The following is a 17582-nucleotide window of genomic DNA, read 5'->3' on the forward strand; positions in this document are numbered from 1 at the left end:
CGCACCACAAGGTGATCGCGGTCACGCCGCGAGTCAGGAGAGCACCATGACCACCTTCGCTCCCGAGACCGACCGGTCCGGCGCCACCGCCACTCCCGTCGCCGGCCCCACACCCGAGGCCGTCGTCGAGGACGACAAGCAGGCCACGCCGTCGGTGATGAAGGCCCTCCAGCTGCTCGACGCGTTCCGCGGCGCGGCCGGCGGGGTGCTGGGCGTCAGCGAGATCGCCCGGCGGGCCGGCGTGCCGAAGTCGACGGCTTTCCGGCTGCTGACCCACCTCGAGCACGGCGGGTACGTCGAGCGGATCGGCCGCGACTACTGCCTGGGCCGCCACCTCTTCGAGCTCGGCAACAGCGTGCCGCTGTGCCGCCCGCGCGGCCTGCGCGACGTCGCGGCCCCGCACCTGGGCCAGCTGCTCGTGCGGACCCAGCGGCTGGTCAACCTCGCGGTCCTCGAGGGCACCGAGGTGGTCTACCTGGAGAAGATCCAGGGCCACGACGCCGTCCAGGTCGCCAGCACCGTCGGCGGGCGGATGCCCGCCAGCTGCTCGGCCTTGGGCAAGGCGATGCTCGCCTTCAGCGGCCGCGACGCGATCCGCGCAGTCCTCGACGGCGGGCTCGTGCGCCGCACCCGCTACTCCGTCGCCGACCCCGCGCGCTTCCTCCAGGAGCTCTCCCGCGTGCACGCCGACGGCGTCGCCTTCGACCGCGAGGAGATCCAGCTCGGCCTGGTCTGCGCGGCCGTCCCGGTCCTCGACGCCGCCGGCCGCGCGGTCGCCGCGATCTCCGTCTCCGGCCCGGCCACCCGGTTCAACCCGGCCACCGTCGTGGCCGAGGTGCGCAGCGCCGCCGAGGCGATCGGGCGGGACTACCGGGGCTGAGCCCCGACCGCCGCCGCGTCGGCCGCGGCGGCGGCGAGGGCCACCTCGTCGACCTCGCCGGGCTCCTCGGCGTCGGCCGCCCGCCCCCGGCCCGACACCGTGACCAGGCCGCCGGCCACCACGAGCACCGCGAACGCCGCGAAGAGCAGCTGGTGGCCCAGCACGATCCCCTCCACGTCGGCGGCCGAGAGCCCCGCGGGGTCGCCGGAGACGAACGACGCCGCCGCGGCGGGCCCGACGAATGCGACCGCCGAGGCCACCGCCGCCGCCGAGGCGAGCGCCAGGCTGGTGCTCTGCAGCGTCACCCGGACGGCGTTGACCGTGCCGGCCCGCTCCGCGGGGACGCCGCGCATGATCGAGCTGACGTTGATCGGGTGGAAGACGCCGGTGCCCAGGCCCACGACCAGCAGCCCGATCGTGAAGGCGTCGTCGCGCGACCCGTCGGCGCCCGCGCCGACCGCCCACACCAGCACCAGCAGGCCGACCACGGAGAGCGCCGCCGAGATCGCGGAGACCCGGCGGGCGCCGTACCGGCGGGCGAGGCCGTCGGCGACCAGCGCGCCGACGGTGAGGCCGCCGGCCGCCACCGTCACGTGCCCGGCCGCCTCGAGCGCGGACGCGCCGCGCAGGCCCTGGAAGTAGAGGCCCGAGGCGACCACGATGCCCAGCCGCGGGGAGGAGACGAGGAAGCCGGCGAGCATGCCGCGGGCGAAGGGCGGGTCGCGGAAGAGCGCCGGGTCCAGGACGGGGTACGCCGCCCGCAGCTGCACCGCGACCAGCACCGGCAGCAGGGCGATGCCGAGCGCGAGCGAGCCGAGCACCCAGGGGTCGGACCAGCCGCGGTCGGGCGCGACGGTGACCGCGCCGAGCAGCAGGACCAGCAGCAGCGCCGCGGTCACGTTGCCCGGGACGTCGACCCGCAGCCGCCCGCGCGGGACCTCGGGGAGCCGGCGCAGCGCGCGGTGGGCCCAGACCAGCGCCAGCAGGCAGACCGGCACGCTGAGGAGGAAGAGGTAGCGCCAGCCGATCGTCGCGGTGACGATGCCGCCGGCGGCGGGGCCGGCGACCTGGGCGATCGAGAAGCCGGCGAGGTAGACGCCCATCGCCCGCCCGAGCAGCCGCCCGGGGAAGATCGCGACCAGCACGGCGACCGCGTTGCACAGCAGCATCGCCGCGCCGATCCCCTGCGTGGCCCGCAGCGCGACCAGCACGGGCACGCTGTCGGCGAGGGAGAGCGCGGCGCTGGTGACGGTGAAGACCGCGAGGCCGGCGAGGAACATCCGCCGCCGGTCGACGCTGTCGGCGACCTGGCCCATCAACATCGTCGAGGCGGTGTTGGTGAGCAGGTACGCCGTCAGCGCCCAGCCGGTGCCGGACGCGGTGGCGTCGAGGTCGGCGGCGATGCTCGGCAGCGCGATGGTGAGCATCGTGGAGCTCAACGAGATCACGACGGTCGCCAGGAAGACGACCGCGAGGACCTGGTAGGCCCCCGCGGGCACGTCCTCCTCGTCCTGCACGGGGGCAGTCTTCCGCCCCGCCCCGGACGACGTGCCCGCGGGTCCGCTCACCACCCGAAGGGGTCGACCTCGAGCCCGAACAGGTCGTGACCGTAGGCCTGGTAGAGCGGGTGCGCGACGTTGCACATGTGGTTCATCCCGGCGTGCAGGTCGCGCCAGAACCGCTGGAGGGGCTGGCTGTGCTGGAGCGCCCCGCCGCCGGCGTTCATGAACAGCCGGTCCACGGCGTCGACCGAGCGGCGCACGGCGCGCACGCCGTTGCGGCGTACGGCGATCCGCTGCTCGCGGGTGAGCCGGTCGCCGGCCTCGACCACGTCGACCAGTCGCTTCCAGTCGTCGAGGAACTGCACCCGGCTGGCGTGGATGTCGGCCGCGGCCTCCCCCAGCGCGACGAGCTGGACGGGGTCGGAGACCGCCGCCGGCCCGCGCCCGGTGACCCGGCCGCGGGTGAAGTCGACGAACGCCGCCAGCGCGCCCTCGGCCATCGCGAGCGTCGCGCAGTTGATGGCGGCGGGGAAGATCGTCCCGAACGGCACCTGGTAGGTCACCGCGTCGCGCCCCACGAGGCCGGCCTGGTAGCCGTCCTCGAAGTTGCCCGGGGTGTTCACCCGGTAGTCGGGGACGAACGCGTCGCGGACCGAGACGTCCTTGCTGCCCGAGCCGCGCAGGCCCACGACGTCCCAGGAGTCGTGGTGGATCTCGTAGTCCGCCCGGGGCAGCACGAAGTTCCACGGGGTGGGGTCGAGGACCGTGCCCTCCTCGTCGACCACCATGCCACCGAGGATGATCCAGTCGCAGTGGTCCGTGCCCGAGGAGAAGGGCCAGCGCCCGCTGAAGCGGTAGCCGCCCTCGACCTTCCGCGCCCGCCCGATCGGGGCGTACGGCGAGGCGATCCACGTGTCGGGGTCCTCGCCCCACAGCTCCTCCTGGAGGCGCCGGTCCCACTGGCCCAGCTGCCAGGGGTGCACGCCGACCACGCCGGCGACCCACCCCGCCGAGCCGCACCGCGATCCGACCGCGAGGACCGTCTCGAAGAAGTCGACCGGGTGCGCCTCGTCGCCGCCGTACTCACGGGGCTGGAGCATCCGGATGACCCCGGCGTCGCGCAGCTGCTTGGCCGAGACGTCGCTCAGCCGACCCAGCTCCTCGCTCTCGGCAGCCGTGGCCGCGAAGACCTCGGCGGCCTCCTCGACCCGGCTCAGCACCTCGTGCACGGTCCCCGACCTCAGTTGTTCTCGACGAAGTCGGCGACGAGCCGGTTGAACTCGGCGGCGTGCTCGATCTGCGCCCAGTGGCCGCAGCGGTTGAGCAGCACCAGGCGGGAGTCAGCGATCATCGAGACCAGGCGCAGGGAGTGCTCGAAGTGGACGACGCGGTCGTCGCGGCCGTGGATGAGCAGCGAGGGCGCGGTGATCGAGCGGACCTCGGCGGGCGTGGCCGGGCTGGAGACCGGGCCGCGGCCGGCGGCCATCCCCTTCAGGAAGTTCTCCAGGTGGTCGGGCCGGGAGAGCGCGGAGTCCGAGCGGAGCTTGGCGAGCTCGTCGGTGGCGAACTCCGGGGAGAAGGCCATGATGTCGACGAGCTTCTTCATCACCTCCGGGGTCGGGTTGCGGTAGCCCTCGAAGAGGATCTTCAGGCCCTCGCTGGGGCCGTCGCCGGCGCCGAAGAGCGTCGGCAGGTCCAGGAAGCTGCCCGGGCCCATGGTGATCAGGTGCGAGACCCGCTCGGGGTGCCGCGCGGCGACGGCGAGGCCGATCATCCCGCCCATCGAGTTGCCGACGAGCGCGGCCTTCTCGATGCCCAGCTCGTCCATCAGCTCGATGACGGCCTCGGGGTGGTCGTAGGCGTCGGAGGGCGCCGAGTCCGACTTGCCCCAGCCGGGGGCGTCCCAGGCGATGGCCCGGAACTTCTCCGACAGCGGGCCGATGTTGGGGCGGAAGTTGCTCCAACCCGTCGCGCCGGCGCCGCTGCCGTGCATCAGGATCACCGGGTGGCCCTCGCCGGCCTCGTTGTAGTGCAACTTCCAGGACCTGGTCTGGACGAAGCGGCTGGTGCCCTCTTCGGTCAGCTCGACGCTCATCAGTGGTGCCTCCTGCTCGGGGTGGGACGTGCGGTGGTGCTCGGATCAAACCCCGGTGCCGGCCCCGGCCCCTCCTGTCCCGTGCCGTCAGGCGGACCGTGGGCCGAGGCTGCCCGGGCCCCGCGGTGCCAGCCTGCTCGGACACCAGCCAGGAGGTCCGCTTGCCCGCCCTGCCCGTCCCGCCCCACCGGGACCCCACCGATCCCCGACCTGACGCCGAGCCCGGTCCCCGGCCCGGCCCCTGGGCCGACGCGCTCACCGGCGTCGGCCGGATGCCGAGCGCCCACGAGCGCCGGCTCGCCCTGCGCGCGGCCCTCGGCGGCCCCGGCCCGCTGGTGCTCCCCGGCGTCACCGACGCCCTCGGCGCCCGGCTCGCCGAGCAGGCGGGGTTCGCGGCCGTCTACGCCACCGGCGCCGGCCTGGCCAACGCCCAGCACGGCGTCCCCGACCTGGGGCTGATCTCCCTCGGCGAGGTCGTCGACCACGTCTCCCGGCTCACCGAGTCCACGGTCCTGCCCGTCGTCGTCGACGCCGACACCGGGTACGGCGGGCCGCTGGCCACCATGCGCACCGTGCGCCTGCTCGAGCGGGCCGGCGCCGCCGCGCTGCAGCTGGAGGACCAGGAGATGCCCAAGCGCTGCGGGCACTTCGACGACCACCGGCTGATCCCGGCCGCGCACATGCAGGCCAAGATCGCCGCCGCGCTCGAGGCCCGCACCGACGAGGCGATGGTCCTCGTCGCCCGCACCGACGCCCGCAGCGCCGAGAGCCTCGACGCCGCGATCGAGCGCGCCCACGCCTACGCGGAGGCCGGCGCCGACGTGCTCTTCGTCGAGGCGCCCCGCAGCGTCGAGGAGCTCGCCCGGGTCGGCACCGAGCTCGCCGGCCTCCCCCTCGTCGTCAACGTCGTCGAGGGCGGGAAGACCCCCCAGCTGCCGCTGGCGGAGTACGCCGCGCTCGGCTTCGACGTCGCGCTGTTCGCCAACTACCTCATGCGCTCGATGCTCAGCGCCGGCCGCGACGCGCTCGCCCACCTCGCCGCCACCGGCGAGACCGCGTCCCGCGCGGAGGCGATGGCCACCTGGCAGGAGCGCCAGGAGCTCTTCCACCTGCCCGAGTTCGGCGCGGCCGAGGCGCACTACGACCGGCCCTGGAGCGCGCCGGGGGTCCGGTCGTGATCGCCGGGCTCCCCCACGCCACCGAGCTGCCCGACCGGGTCGGCGTGCTCGTGCTCGGCTCCGGGCTCGCCGGGTGCGCCGCGCTGCTGGCGGCCGCCGAGGCCGGGCAGTACGCCGTGATGCTGGAGAAGACCGACGAGATCGGCGGCTCGACCGTCCGCTCCGCCGGCCTGTCGGCGTACGCAGGGACCGACGAGCAGGCCGCCCAGGGCATCGCCGACTCCGTCGAGCTGCTGCGCAAGGACCTGCTCGAGACCGGCAAGCACCGCAGCGACGAGGCGCTGGTCGACCTCTACTGCGACCACCAGCTCGACACCTACCGCTGGCTCAAGGGCCACGGCGTGCGGTACGGCGAGGTGCACGCCGCCTCCGGGCAGTCGGTGCCGCGCTCCCACCCCACCGACACCACCGGCATGCTCACCGGGTTGCTCAAGGCCGCCGGCCGGCTCGGCGCGCGGCTGGTCACCGGGACCGCGGCCCGCCGGATCCTGCGCGAGGACGGCCGCGTCGTCGGCGTCGAGGTCGACGGGCCCGCCGGCCCGCACCGCATCGACGCCGACGCGGTCGTCGTGGCCACCGGCGGCTTCTCCCGCAGCCCCGAGCTGCTCGCGCGGTTCGCCCCGCAGCTCGAGCACGCCCTGCACGCCGGCGGTCCCGGCTGCACCGGCGACGGGATGCTGCTGGCCTGGCAGCTCGGCGCCGGCGTCGTGGACACGCCGTACGTCAAGGGCACCTACGGCATCTACCACCGCCCGCACCCCGGCGAGGACGGCACCGGCATCCTCGCGGTCTACAAGGGCGCGATCGCGGTCAACTGCGAGGGCCGCCGCTTCGTCGATGAGTCCCTGCCCTACAAGGAGATCGGCGACGCCGCGCTCGCCCAGCCCGGCGTCACCACCTGGCAGGTCTTCGACGCCCAGGTGATGGCGGCCAGCAACGACGAGGTGCCGATCTATGAGTTCGCCGGCCGCGAGCGGGCCGGGATGCTGCTGCGCGGGGAGACCGTCGCCGAGCTCGAGGCGGCCGTCGGGCTGCCCGAGGGCTCGCTCATCGCGACGGTCGAGGACTACAACCGGCGCATCCGCGACGGCGAGCCCGACCAGCTCGGCCGCCGGGCGCTGTCCAGCACGGTCGGCGACCTGCTGCCGCTGGACCGGCCGCCGTTCTACGCCCACCCCTCCGGCACGGTCGTGCTGGCGACGTACTGCGGGCTCACCGTTGACACCACCATGCGCGTGGTCGACGTGCTCGGCGAGCCGATCGAGCGGTTGTACGCCGCCGGCGAGGTGGTCGGCGGCTTCCACGGCGCCGGCTACATGACCGGCACCTCCATCGGCAAGGCCGGCATCTTCGGCCGGATCGCCGGCGCCGCCGCCGCGGCCGAGGAGAGCGGGCTGACATGGTGAGCCCCGCGAGCCCCGCCCTCGCCGACCCCTTCGACCTCACCGGCGAGGTCGCCCTCGTCGTCGGCGCCGCCACCGGCGGGCTCGGCGAGCGGGCCGCCCGCACCCTGGCCGACCGGGGCGCCACCGTGGTCACCGCCGACATCGACCCGAGCGCGGTCGACCACGCCGTCGACGTCACCGACGAGGCGTCGGTCGACGCGCTCGTCACGCGGGTGCTGGCCGACCACGGCCGGCTCGACGTGCTGGTCCACGCCGCCGGGCTGATGCTGCGCAAGCCCTACGACGAGACCACGCCGGAGGAGTTCGAGCGGGTGGTGCGGGTCAACCTGACCGGCACCTGGCTGGTCGACCGCGCCGCGGGCCGGGTGATGGCCGCCGCCGGACGCGGCCGGATCGTCAACCTGACCACGGTGTACGCCGAGCGCGTCGGGCCGGTCCCGGAGTCGGCGTACTACGCCTCCAAGGCCGGCGTGCTCAACGTGACCCGCGCCCTGGCCGCCGAGCTCGGGCCGAGCGGCGTCACCGTCAACTGCCTCGCGCCGGGCGTCTTCTACCCCACCAAGATGACCGCTCCGCTCGGCGAGGACCCCGAGCGCCTCGCGTGGTTCTCCCAGCGCACGATGCTCGGCCGCCTCGGGGACCTCGACGGCGACCTCGACGGCCCGCTGCTGCTGCTCGCCTCCCGCGCCTCCGCCTACGTCACCGGCCAGGTCGTCTACGTCGACGGCGGCTGGTCGGCCTGGTGAGACCCCGCCCCTCCACTCCCGCTGCTCCCCACCACCCCGAGAAGAACCAGGAACCCCGATGACCCACTCCCGCAAGGCCCTGCTGCTGCTCGACTACCAGGTCGCGCTGTGCGAGGAGGGCCCGCACCTGCGGATGCCCCCGCTGGCCGCCCAGGTCGCCGAGCGCGGCGTCCTCGTCACCGCCGAGAAGGTGCTCGCCGCGGCCCGCACCGCCGGCTGGCTGGTCGTGCACGTCCGGCTGGCCTTCGACCCCAGCTACGTCCTGCGCACCAACCGGCTCGCCCGCTTCGACGCCTACCCCGACCAGCGCGCGATGCTCACCGACTCCCCCGAGGCCAAGATCGTGCAGGCGCTCGCGCCGCTGCCCGGCGAGCCGGTCGTCGACAAGGGCTGCGTCGACCCCTTCGTCGGCACCCCGCTGCTGCAGGTGCTGGCCGCCGAGGGCGTCGGCGAGGTCGTGCTCGGCGGCGTCGCGACCAACCTGGTCGTGGAGTCCGCCGCCCGGCACGCCAGCGACGCCGGGCTCCAGGTGACGGTCGTGGAGGACATGTGCGCCTCGTTCCGCCCCGACTTCCACGAGTTCTCGGTCGCGAACATGCTGCCGCTCTTCGGCACGGTCACCTCCGCCGAGGAGCTGCTGGGGAGCCTGGCATGAGCGCGGCGCAGCCCGTGGCGACGTACGACGTCGTGGTCGTCGGCGGCGGCGTCGCCGGGCTGACCGCGGCCTGCTCGGCCGCCGAGCAGGGCGCGCGCGTCGCGCTGCTGGACCGGGCCACCGAGGCCGAGACCGGCGGCAACACCCGCTACACCGAGGCCTTCCTCCGGATGCGCTCGCTGGAGGAGACCGCCGACGGGCTCGAGGACACCCTGGTCGAGGACTTCATGGGCCACCCCGACCCCAGCGTCGTCCACGAGGCCGCCGCGGCGCCCGAGCGGCGCAGCGGCCTCTACCGCGCCCTCCACCTCGTCGACCCCGACTACGTCGCCGAGCTGGCCGCGCACGCGCCCGCGACGCTGGCGTGGATGAGCGGGCACGGGATGCGCTTCGACGCGCTGCCCACCCCGTTCCTCACCACCTCCACCACCCGGATGGCGCCGGTCGGCGGCGGGCTGGCGATCGTGGAGACGATGGGCCGGGCCGCGCGCGGCCTCGGTGTGACCTTCCACTTCGAGACCACCGCCCGCGAGCTGCTGACCGACGCCGACGGCGCCGTCGTCGGCGTGCTTGCCCGCACCGCCGACGGTCCGGTGGAGGTCCGCGGTCGCGTCGTCCTCGCCTCCGGTGGCTACCAGGGCAACGCCGAGCTGATGGCGCGCTACCACGGGGACAAGGCGCTCACCACGCGCCCGGTCGCCCGCGGCGGGGGCTACAACAAGGGCGAGGGGCTGGAGATGGCGCTCGCCCTCGGCGCCGCCACCGCCGGCAACTTCTCCCTCTTCCACGCCGAGCCGGTCGACCCGCGCTCCGGTGAGCCCGAGGCCGCGATCTTCTGCTTCCCCCACGGCGTGCTGGTCAACGCCGCCGGCGAGCGGTTCGTCGACGAGGCGCGCGGCCCGGTCGACGCCTGGTACGAGCGCACCACCCGCGACATCCAGGCCCAGGAGCGCGGCGTCGCCTGGGTCGTGCTCGACCAGCAGGGCCTCGCCGTGCCGAACCTGCGCGCCGGCATCCGCACCGACCAGCCGCCGGTGCGCGGCGCGACGATCGCCGAGCTGGCCACGCGCATCGGCGTGCCGCCCGAGGCGCTGGCGCGCACCGTCGCGGCGTACAACACCGCCTGCCCGGACCCCGCCGGCTTCGACCACCACGCGCCCGACGGGCTCGCCACGACCGGGCTGGCCCCGGCGAAGTCGAACTGGGCGCGCCCGATCGCCGAGGGGCCGTTCGAGGCCTACCCCGTCATGGCTGCGAACGTCTTCACCTTCGGCGGGCTGAAGACCACCCCCGCCGCCGAGGTCGTCGACCGCGACGGGCGCCCGATCACCGGGCTGTGGGCCGCGGGCGAGCTGACCGGGCTCTACTACTCCAACTACACCGGCTCCACCTCGGTGCTGCGCGGCGCGACGTTCGGCCGGATCGCCGGGCGCGAGGCGGCGCTGGCGGGTCTGCCTGCGGGTCTCCCGGCGGGGGCGTCGGCATGAGGATCTGGCACCAGAGCTTCACCGTGCTCGACGACGTGCCGCACTACCGCGCCGCGCTCGCCCGGCACCTGACCTCCCAGGCCGCGCCCGGCACCACCATCGACCTGCACGGCATGCGGGCCGGCACCTACCCCTCGGCGTACCCCGGCACCCACATCGGCCACGCCTACCTCGCCGGGCTGCACAAGGAGCAGTTCGTGCACGCGGCGCTGCGCGCGCAGGACGAGGGGTACGACGCGTTCCTCATCGCCACGATCCCCGACACCGCCTATGAGGAGGTGCGCTCGCTGGTCGACATCCCGGTCGTCGCGTTCGGGCACACCTCGCTGCTGATGGCCGGCCTGCTCGGCCAGCGGGTCGGGATCGTGAACTTCATCGAGGCGCTCACCCCGCAGCTGCGGCGCAACGTCGCGCACTACCGGCTCGAGGCCCTCGTCGGGCCGATCGTGCAGGTCGCCGCGGGGTTCACCGACGTGATGGCCGCGTACGCCGACCCCGGCCCGCTGCTCGCGGCGTTCACCGACGCCGCGCGGCGGGCGATCGCCGAGGGCGCCGACGTCCTCGTGCCCGGCGAGGGGCCGCTCAACGTGTTCCTCGCCGACCAGGGCGTGCACCGGGTCGACGACGTGCCGGTGCTCGACTCGCTCGGCACGTGCGTGCGGGTCGCGGAGCTGCGCGCGGCCCAGCACGCCGCGACCGGGCTGCACCCGACCCGCGTCGGGTTCCACTCCTCCCGGCCCGCGCGCGAGGTCGTCGACGCGGCCCGCGCGTTCTACGGGCTGCCGGAGGCGCTCGGGTGAGCGCCGCCGGGCCGGCCTCGTTCGCGTTCGATCCGGCCGCGTGGGACCTCGAGGTCGACGTGGCCGTCGCCGGCGGCGGGGCCTGCGGGGTGATGACCGCCTTGCGCGCCGCCCGCGACCCCGACCTGGTCGTCGCGGTCTTCGAGCGGTCGGTGCGGGAGGGGTGCAACGCCGCCATCTCCAGCGGCAGTCTTGCCGCTGGAGGGACCCGGTTCCAGCGTGAAGCCGGCATCGAGGACTCCCCCGCCCGGCACGCCGCCGACATCCTCGCGGCCAGCGGCGACGAGGAGTGGGCGCCGGTGGTGCGGGCGCTGTGCGACGTGGCGCCGCTGCTGGTCGAGTGGCTCGCCGACGAGCTCGGCTACCCGGTCGAGATCGGCGCGGACATGCCGCGCGCGGGGATGTCGGTGCCGCGGCTGCACACCGACGTCGGCCGGCTGGGCGGCGGCCGGCTCATGGCGCACCTGCGGGCCGCGCTCGCCGACCTGCCGAACGTCGCCTTCGTCGACGAGGCCCCGGTCGTCGAGCTCGTGGTCGAGGACGGCGCGGTCACCGGCCTCGTCGTGGAGCAGAACGGTGAGCGCCAGCGCGTCCGCGCCGGCTCGGTCGTGCTGGCCACCGACGGGTTCGCCGCCGCGCCGGCCCTGATGGCCGAGCACTGCGCCGACCTCGGCACCCCCTTCTACGGCGGCGTCTCCAGCGCGACCGGCTCGGCGCTGCCGTGGCTGGCCTCCCTCGGCGCGACCTTCCGCAACATGGGCGCCTGCCTGCGCAGCGGCCTGGTCGTCGTCGACCACGGGACGCGGGTCTCCCCCGCGCTGCCCTTCAACGGCGCGGTGCTCCTCGACGCCGAGGGCCGCCGGTTCGTCGACGAGGAGGCCCACGGGTACTCCTCGATGGCCGGCGTCCTGCGCGACCAGCCCGGCGAGCGGGCCGCGATGGTGTGGGACGCCGAGGCGATGGACGCCACCCGGCATTCGGAGATGATGCGCGACAGCCTGGCCGCCGGCGCGATCCGCGACCTCCCCGACCTGCCCGCCCTCGCCGCCGCCCTCGGGGTCGCCCCCGACGCCGCGGCCGCCGCCCTCGAGCCGCTCCCCGGCCGCCGGGCCCTCGCCGCGCCGTACCACCTCGCGTGGGTCACTCACGGCGTCCTCGCCACCCAGGGCGGCGCCGTCGTCGACACCACCGGCCGCGTCCTCGGCCCCGCCGGCTCCCCCGTCCCCGGCCTGTACGCCGGCGGCGGCACCGCCTGCGGGCTCGCCGGCCCGTCGTCCTCGGGCTACTCCTCCGGCAACGGCCTGCTCTCGGCCTTCGGCTTCGGCTGGATCATCGGCGACCACCTCGCCGCGCGCGGCTGACCTGCGCGGGCCGGGCCGGGCCGGCGCGGCTGACCTGCGCGGGCCGGGCCGGCGCGGCCGGGTCGCGCGGTCGTGTGCCCCACGACGCTGCCGAGCGCGACCTCAGGCACACGACCCCCGCTGCAGGGCGGGCCGGCGGAGGGGCTCAGCGGCCGTGCGGCTCGGCGGCGAGCCGCCGGACGATGTCGAGGGCGGCGCGCAGGTGCGGCTCGTCGCGGTCGGCCCGGTGTGCGGCGAGGAGGTCGACCCGGGTGGTCGGGCGGGTCAGCGGGACGTAGACCACCCCGCTGAGCGGGAGCGCCTGCACCGGCTCCGGCACGACCGCCACCCCCAGGCCGCCGGCCACCAGGGTCGAGGTCTCCCCCACCTCGTGGCGCACGGTCGGCTCGAAGCCGGCGTCGCGGCACAGGCCGCGCACGACGTCGTACATCGCCGAGCGCCGGTCGGAGGCGTGCACGATGAGGTCGACACCGGCGAGGTCGGCGACCCGCAGCCGGCGCCGGGCGGCCAGCGGGTGGTCCTCGGGCACGGCGACGACGAGCCGGTCGCGCCGCAGCGGGGTGGCCACCAGGCTGCCGTCGGTGACCGGCGGCCGGAGCAGGGCGAGGTCGATCGCGCCCTCGCGCAGCGCCTCGACCTGCGGCGCGGCGAGCATCTCGCCGCGGAAGGAGACGTCGACCCCGGGCAGGTCCTCGCTCAGCCGCCGGGCCAGCGCCGGGAGCAGGCTGTAGGTCACCGACCCGACGCACCCGATCGTCAGGTGGCCGACCACGCCGGCAGCCGCCCGCCGGGCCTCGTGGGCGGCGTCGTCGACGGCGGCGAGGATCGCCCGGGCGCGCTGGAGGTACGCCGCGCCCGCCGGCGTCAGGTCGACCCGGCGGGTGGTGCGGACGAGCAGCTCGACGCCGAGCTCGGCCTCCAGGCGACGTACCTGTTGGGACAGCGGCGGCTGCGCGATGTGCAGCCGCTCGGCGGCCCGGCCGAAGTGCTTCTCCTCCGCGACCGCGACGAACGACCGGAGCTGGCGCAGCGAATCCATATCGCGCAACATATCAATGGTGCGCGATTCTGATACTTCACAATCATGGCGGCCGGACCTACGGTCGGCCCATGAGCTCCTACGTCTACGCCGCCGTGCGCACGCCGTTCGGCAAGTACGCCGGCGGGCTGTCCGCGGTCCGACCCGACGACCTCGCGGCCGCCACGATCCGGGCGCTGCTCGCGCGCACCCCCGGCCTCGACCCCGCCCGGATCGGCGACGTCGTCTGGGGCAACGCCAACGGCGCCGGCGAGGAGAACCGCAACGTCGGCCGGATGGCCGCCCTGCTGGCCGGCCTCCCCGTCAGCGTGCCCGGCACCACCGTCAACCGCCTCTGCGGCTCCAGCCTCGACGCGGTGATGATCGGCTCCCGCACGATCGAGACCGGCGACGCCGACCTCGTGCTCACCGGCGGCGTGGAGTCGATGTCGCGGGCGCCGTGGGTGCTCCCCAAGCCCGCCAAGGGCTTCCCGGCCGGCGACACCGCCGCGGTCTCCACGACCCTCGGCTGGCGACTGGTCAACCCCGCCATGCCGCAGGAGTGGACCGTCTCCCTCGGCGAGGCCAACGAGCAGCTCCAGGCCAAGCACGGGATCAGCCGCGAGCGGCAGGACGCGTTCGCCGCGCGCTCGCACCGGCTGGCCCACCAGGCATGGGAGGACGGCTTCTACGACGACCTGGTCGCCCCGGTCGAGGGCGCCGACCTCACCCGTGACGAGGGCATCCGTCCGGACTCCTCGGCCGAGAAGCTCGCCGGTCTCAAGCCGGCCTTCCGCAAGGACGGCACGATCACCCCGGGCAACGCCTCCCCGCTGAGCGACGGCGCCTCCGCGGTGCTGCTCGGCTCCGCCGCGGCCGCCGAGCTCACCGGGACCGACCCGCTCGCGCGGGTCGCCGGGCGGGCGGCGTACGCGCTGGAGCCGCAGGCGTTCGGCTACGCCCCCGTCGAGGCCGCGAACCGTGCGCTCGCCCGGGCCGGCATCGGCTGGGACCAGGTCGGGGCGGTGGAGCTCAACGAGGCCTTCGCGGTGCAGTCGCTGGCGTGCGTCGACGCCTGGGGCATCGACCCGGAGATCGTCAACACCCGCGGCGGCGCGATCGCGCTCGGCCACCCGCTCGGCGCCTCCGGCGGCCGGGTCGTCGGGACGCTGGCGAAGGTGCTCCGCGAGCGCGGGCAGCGCTGGGGCGTCGCCGCCATCTGCATCGGCGTCGGCCAGGGCCTGGCCGTCGTCCTGGAGAACGAGGAGGCCTCCTGATGGGCCGCACCACCCTGCACGACAGCGTCGACGAGGCGGTCGCCGGGATCGAGGACGGCTCGACGGTCCTGGTCGGCGGATTCGGCCTCGCCGGCATGCCCTTCGACCTCATCGACGCCCTCATCCGCCAGGGCGCCACCGACCTGACGGTGGTCGCCAACAACGCCGGCAACGGCGAGGTCGGCCTCGCCGCGCTGCTCAAGGCCGGGCGGGTCCGCCGGATCCTGTGCTCCTTCCCGCGGCAGGTCGACTCCTACGTCTTCGACGACCTCTACCGCTCCGGCCGCATCGAGCTCGAGGTCGTCCCGCAGGGCAACCTCGCCGAGCGGATGCGCGCCGCGGGCGCCGGGATCGGGGCGTTCTTCAGCCCCACCGCCGCCGGCACCGCGCTCGCCGAGGGCAAGGAGACCCGGGTGATCGACGGGCGCGAGCACGTCCTCGAGCACCCCATCCGTGGCGACTACGCCCTCATCGCCGCCCACCGGGCCGACCGGCGCGGCAACCTCGTCTACCGCAAGACCGCCCGCAACTTCGGGCCGGTCATGGCCACCGCCGCGACCACGACGATCGCGCAGGTCACCGAGGTCGTCGACACCGGCACGCTCGACCCCGAGGCCGTGGTCACCCCGTCCATCTACGTCGACCGCGTCGTCGCCGTCGAGCCGCAGCACCACACCGTGCAGGGAGCCCGCTGATGCCACCGACCTCCGCCGCCGAGCGGCTGCGCACCGCCGACCTGGCCAAGGTGATCGCCGCCGACATCCCCGTCGGTTCCTACGTCAACCTCGGCATCGGCCAGCCCACGACGATCGCCGACCACCTCACCGATGAGCAGGACGTCGTCCTCCACACCGAGAACGGCATGCTCGGCATGGGCCCCGCCGCCGCCCCCGACCAGGTCGACGCCGACCTCACCAACGCCGGCAAGGTCCCGGTCACCGAGCTGCCCGGCGCCGCCTACTTCCACCACGCCGACTCCTTCGCGATGATGCGCGGCGGCCACCTCGACGTCTGCGTGCTCGGCGCCTACCAGGTCGCCGCCACCGGCGACCTGGCCAACTGGCACACCGGCCGGCCCGAGGACATCCCCGCCGTCGGCGGCGCCATGGACCTCGCCATCGGCGCCCGGTCGGTGTGGGTGATGATGACGCTCTTCGGCCGCGACGGCAGCCCCAAGCTGGTCCCCGCGTGCAGCTACCCGCTGACCGGCGTCGCCTGCGTCAGCCGGGTCTACACCGACCACGGCGTCTTCGAGGTCGGCGACCCGAGCGGCGAGGTCGGCGTGCTGGCGACGTACGGCATGTCGTTCGCCGACCTGCAGGAGCGGCTCGACGTGGTGCTCGTCGACCGGACCTGACCGTCCCGGGCTCGGGCTCGGGCTCGGCCGGGCGTCGGGGTCGCGTCAACGGTGGGGCCCGTGGGGCCGGTGAGACGCACGCGACGAACGGCCGACGAAGAAGCCCGGCCACGCGAGAACACGTTGCAGTTTCTTCGTGACTCGGCTCACATTCGGGCCGGATCCTGGCTAGCGTGCCCAGGCATGAAGTTCAACCTGGCCTCCGTGTTCGAGACCGTCGCCGACGCCGTGCCCGAGCGGGTCGCCCTCACCTACGAGGGTCGCGACCTGACGTACGCCGAGTTCGACCGCGAGGCCACCCAGGTCGGCCACCTCTTCGCGGCGCACGGCGTCGCGCCGGGTGAGCACGTGGCGATCTTCCTCAAGAACTGCGTCGAGCACGTCACCTCGATGGTCGGCCTGCTCAAGATCCGCGCGGTGCCGATCAACGTGAACTACCGCTACACCGCCGCGGAGCTGGAGTACCTCTTCACCAACTCCGACAGCGTCGCCGTCGTCGTCGAGGAGCCCGCCCACCAGCAGGTGCTCGCCTCGATCCTCGACCGCCTCCCCGCGCTCCGCACCGTGTACGTCGTCGGGCAGCCCGACGCGGCGCTCGTGTCCGCGGCCGGCGAGCGCGGCGTGGCGCTGGTCGACTTCGCGGGCTGGCGCGACCAGCCGGCCGAGCGGGACTTCGCCGAGCGCACCGGGGACGAGCACTACATCCTCTACACCGGCGGCACCACGGGCTACCCGAAGGGCGTCGTCTGGACCCACGACGACCTCTTCCACAAGCCGCTCTCGGGCGGCAACCCCTACGGCGACGCCCACCCCGACCTCGCGGCCGTCGCGGCGGCGGCCCAGGCGATGCCGCCGATCTCGTTCCTCATCGCGGCCCCGCTGATGCACGGCGCGGCGTCGTACGCGATGTTCTTCTACTTCATCTTCGGCGGCCGGCTGGTCATGCTCCGCGACTTCGACCCGGCGAAGATCGTCGACGGCATCGCCCACGACGGGCTGCAGAGCCTGCTCATCGTGGGCGATGCGATGGGCATGCCGCTGGCCGATGAGATGGAGCGCCGCCAGGACGAGGTCGACTACTCCGCGCTGTTCATGATCACCTCCGGCGGGGCGATCTGGTCCCAGGCGTGCCGCGACCGGTTCAAGGCGCTCGCGCCCGGCGCGATGCAGCGCGACAACTTCGGCGCCTCGGAGTCGGGCAACGACGGCGAGATCACGCTCGACGAGGGAGGCAACCTGCGGGTGCCGGCCACCGACAAGATGCTCGTCGTCGACGACACGCTCGCCGAGGTGCCCGCCGGGCCCGAGAACGTCGGCCTCATCGCCCGCCTCGGCCCGGTCCCCCAGGGCTACTACAAGGACGAGGAGAAGACCGCCCGCACGTTCCGCACGCTGCCCGACGGGCGGCGCTGCTCGGTGCTGGGCGACATGGGCTACCGCGACCACGACGGCTCGATCGTCTTCCTCGGCCGCGGCTCCCAGTGCATCAACACCGGCGGGGAGAAGGTCTACGTCGAGGAGGTCGAGAACGTCCTGCACGGCCACCCCGACATCGCCGACGTCCTCGTCGTCGCCGTCCCCGACGAGCGGCTCGGCGAGCGGGTCGCCGCCGTGGTCTCCGCCCGGGAGGGCCGCGAGCCGCAGCTCGAGGACGTCCAGCGCCACGCCCGCGAGTCGCTGGCCGGCTACAAGGTCCCCCGCGACCTGGTCGTCGTCCCCGAGGTCAAGCGCACCCCGGCCGGCAAGGCCGACTACCGCTGGGCCAAGGCGGTCGCGCGCGAGCAGGCCCCCACCCCGGCCTGACCCTCCCTTCCTCCCCG

Annotated in this window: 16 protein-coding genes; 12 read left to right on the top strand and 4 right to left on the bottom strand. The window is 74.8% G+C overall.

Going from position 1 to position 17582, the window contains the following annotated elements:
- The first annotated feature begins 46 nt into the window (after positions 1-46).
- Positions 47-880, top strand: a complete 834-nt coding sequence (locus tag HPC71_RS13570) for an IclR family transcriptional regulator (RefSeq protein WP_154616359.1) — start codon at positions 47-49, stop codon at positions 878-880.
- Here the strand turns inward: HPC71_RS13570 and HPC71_RS13575 are convergent.
- Genes HPC71_RS13575 through HPC71_RS13585 form a run of 3 tightly spaced genes read right to left on the bottom strand, consistent with a single transcriptional unit; the run spans position 868 to position 4477 of the window.
- Positions 868-2397: an MFS transporter gene (locus tag HPC71_RS13575; protein WP_171896792.1), complete on the bottom strand. Its 1530-nt coding sequence runs from the start codon at positions 2395-2397 to the stop codon at positions 868-870. The genes HPC71_RS13570 and HPC71_RS13575 overlap by 13 nt on opposite strands.
- A 47-nt stretch (positions 2398-2444) precedes the next feature.
- Complete coding sequence (locus HPC71_RS13580) at positions 2445-3611, bottom strand: acyl-CoA dehydrogenase family protein (RefSeq protein WP_171896793.1); 1167 nt, start codon at positions 3609-3611, stop codon at positions 2445-2447.
- 11 nt (positions 3612-3622) lie between these two features.
- The gene (locus HPC71_RS13585) at positions 3623-4477 is read right to left on the bottom strand and encodes an alpha/beta fold hydrolase (RefSeq protein WP_154616356.1); all 855 of its coding nucleotides are present in this window, start codon (positions 4475-4477) and stop codon (positions 3623-3625) included.
- Between the two features lie 161 nt (positions 4478-4638).
- Between HPC71_RS13585 and HPC71_RS13590 the strand changes: the two genes are divergently transcribed.
- Genes HPC71_RS13590 through HPC71_RS13620 form a run of 7 tightly spaced genes read left to right on the top strand, consistent with a single transcriptional unit; the run spans position 4639 to position 12110 of the window.
- Positions 4639-5655 carry an isocitrate lyase/PEP mutase family protein gene (locus HPC71_RS13590; protein WP_230084490.1) on the top strand — a complete coding sequence of 339 codons (1017 nt, stop codon included), beginning with the start codon at positions 4639-4641 and terminating at the stop codon, positions 5653-5655.
- Positions 5652-7061, top strand: coding sequence for an FAD-dependent oxidoreductase (locus tag HPC71_RS13595; protein WP_171896794.1), 1410 nt, complete (start codon positions 5652-5654; stop codon positions 7059-7061). The genes HPC71_RS13590 and HPC71_RS13595 overlap by 4 nt, the downstream gene beginning before the upstream one ends.
- Positions 7055-7807 (top strand): SDR family NAD(P)-dependent oxidoreductase, encoded by a 753-nt coding sequence (locus HPC71_RS13600; RefSeq protein ID WP_154616354.1) that lies wholly within the window; start codon positions 7055-7057, stop codon positions 7805-7807. Before HPC71_RS13595 ends, HPC71_RS13600 begins: the two co-directional genes overlap by 7 nt.
- Before the next feature lie 58 nt (positions 7808-7865).
- Positions 7866-8462, top strand: coding sequence for a cysteine hydrolase family protein (locus HPC71_RS13605; protein WP_154616353.1), 597 nt, complete (start codon positions 7866-7868; stop codon positions 8460-8462).
- Positions 8459-9949 (top strand): FAD-dependent oxidoreductase, encoded by a 1491-nt coding sequence (locus tag HPC71_RS13610; protein WP_154616352.1) that lies wholly within the window; start codon positions 8459-8461, stop codon positions 9947-9949. Before HPC71_RS13605 ends, HPC71_RS13610 begins: the two co-directional genes overlap by 4 nt.
- Entirely contained in the window at positions 9946-10749 is an 804-nt protein-coding gene (locus tag HPC71_RS13615; protein WP_154616351.1) for an aspartate/glutamate racemase family protein, read from the top strand. Before HPC71_RS13610 ends, HPC71_RS13615 begins: the two co-directional genes overlap by 4 nt.
- Positions 10746-12110 (top strand): FAD-dependent oxidoreductase, encoded by a 1365-nt coding sequence (locus tag HPC71_RS13620; RefSeq protein WP_253943714.1) that lies wholly within the window; start codon positions 10746-10748, stop codon positions 12108-12110. Before HPC71_RS13615 ends, HPC71_RS13620 begins: the two co-directional genes overlap by 4 nt.
- Positions 12111-12255: 145 nt before the next feature.
- On the opposite strand, the gene HPC71_RS13625 is transcribed toward HPC71_RS13620, so the two are convergent.
- A complete protein-coding gene (locus tag HPC71_RS13625; protein WP_154616350.1) occupies positions 12256-13149 on the bottom strand; it encodes a LysR family transcriptional regulator in 894 nt (297 codons plus the stop codon).
- 71 nt (positions 13150-13220) lie between these two features.
- On the opposite strand from HPC71_RS13625, the gene HPC71_RS13630 reads away from it, so the two are divergent.
- The 4 genes from HPC71_RS13630 (at position 13221) to HPC71_RS13645 (ending at position 17565) form a co-directional block, all read left to right on the top strand.
- Complete coding sequence (locus tag HPC71_RS13630; RefSeq protein ID WP_154616349.1) at positions 13221-14405, top strand: thiolase family protein; 1185 nt, start codon at positions 13221-13223, stop codon at positions 14403-14405.
- Positions 14405-15100: a 3-oxoacid CoA-transferase subunit A gene (locus HPC71_RS13635; protein WP_154616348.1), complete on the top strand. Its 696-nt coding sequence runs from the start codon at positions 14405-14407 to the stop codon at positions 15098-15100. The genes HPC71_RS13630 and HPC71_RS13635 overlap by 1 nt, the downstream gene beginning before the upstream one ends.
- Positions 15100-15762 carry a CoA-transferase gene (locus tag HPC71_RS13640; RefSeq protein ID WP_154616347.1) on the top strand — a complete coding sequence of 221 codons (663 nt, stop codon included), beginning with the start codon at positions 15100-15102 and terminating at the stop codon, positions 15760-15762. Before HPC71_RS13635 ends, HPC71_RS13640 begins: the two co-directional genes overlap by 1 nt.
- Before the next feature lie 183 nt (positions 15763-15945).
- Complete coding sequence (locus tag HPC71_RS13645) at positions 15946-17565, top strand: AMP-binding protein (protein WP_154616346.1); 1620 nt, start codon at positions 15946-15948, stop codon at positions 17563-17565.
- Positions 17566-17582 lie beyond the last annotated feature (17 nt).

Source organism: Nocardioides marmotae, assembly GCF_013177455.1.
In the GTDB taxonomy this organism is placed as follows: domain Bacteria; phylum Actinomycetota; class Actinomycetes; order Propionibacteriales; family Nocardioidaceae; genus Nocardioides; species Nocardioides marmotae.

Bases quoted from the DNA above. Each gene is read 5' to 3' on its own strand.
- HPC71_RS13570 (WP_154616359.1), top strand. From the start codon at position 47: ATGACCACCTTCGCTCCCGAGACCGACCGGTCCGGCGCCACCGCCACT.
- HPC71_RS13585 (WP_154616356.1), bottom strand. From the start codon at position 4,477: ATGAGCGTCGAGCTGACCGAAGAGGGCACCAGCCGCTTCGTCCAGACC.
- HPC71_RS13600 (WP_154616354.1), top strand. From the start codon at position 7,055: ATGGTGAGCCCCGCGAGCCCCGCCCTCGCCGACCCCTTCGACCTCACC.
- HPC71_RS13605 (WP_154616353.1), top strand. From the start codon at position 7,866: ATGACCCACTCCCGCAAGGCCCTGCTGCTGCTCGACTACCAGGTCGCG.
- HPC71_RS13610 (WP_154616352.1), top strand. From the start codon at position 8,459: ATGAGCGCGGCGCAGCCCGTGGCGACGTACGACGTCGTGGTCGTCGGC.
- HPC71_RS13615 (WP_154616351.1), top strand. From the start codon at position 9,946: ATGAGGATCTGGCACCAGAGCTTCACCGTGCTCGACGACGTGCCGCAC.
- HPC71_RS13625 (WP_154616350.1), bottom strand. From the start codon at position 13,149: ATGGATTCGCTGCGCCAGCTCCGGTCGTTCGTCGCGGTCGCGGAGGAG.
- HPC71_RS13630 (WP_154616349.1), top strand. From the start codon at position 13,221: ATGAGCTCCTACGTCTACGCCGCCGTGCGCACGCCGTTCGGCAAGTAC.
- HPC71_RS13635 (WP_154616348.1), top strand. From the start codon at position 14,405: ATGGGCCGCACCACCCTGCACGACAGCGTCGACGAGGCGGTCGCCGGG.
- HPC71_RS13640 (WP_154616347.1), top strand. From the start codon at position 15,100: ATGCCACCGACCTCCGCCGCCGAGCGGCTGCGCACCGCCGACCTGGCC.
- HPC71_RS13645 (WP_154616346.1), top strand. From the start codon at position 15,946: ATGAAGTTCAACCTGGCCTCCGTGTTCGAGACCGTCGCCGACGCCGTG.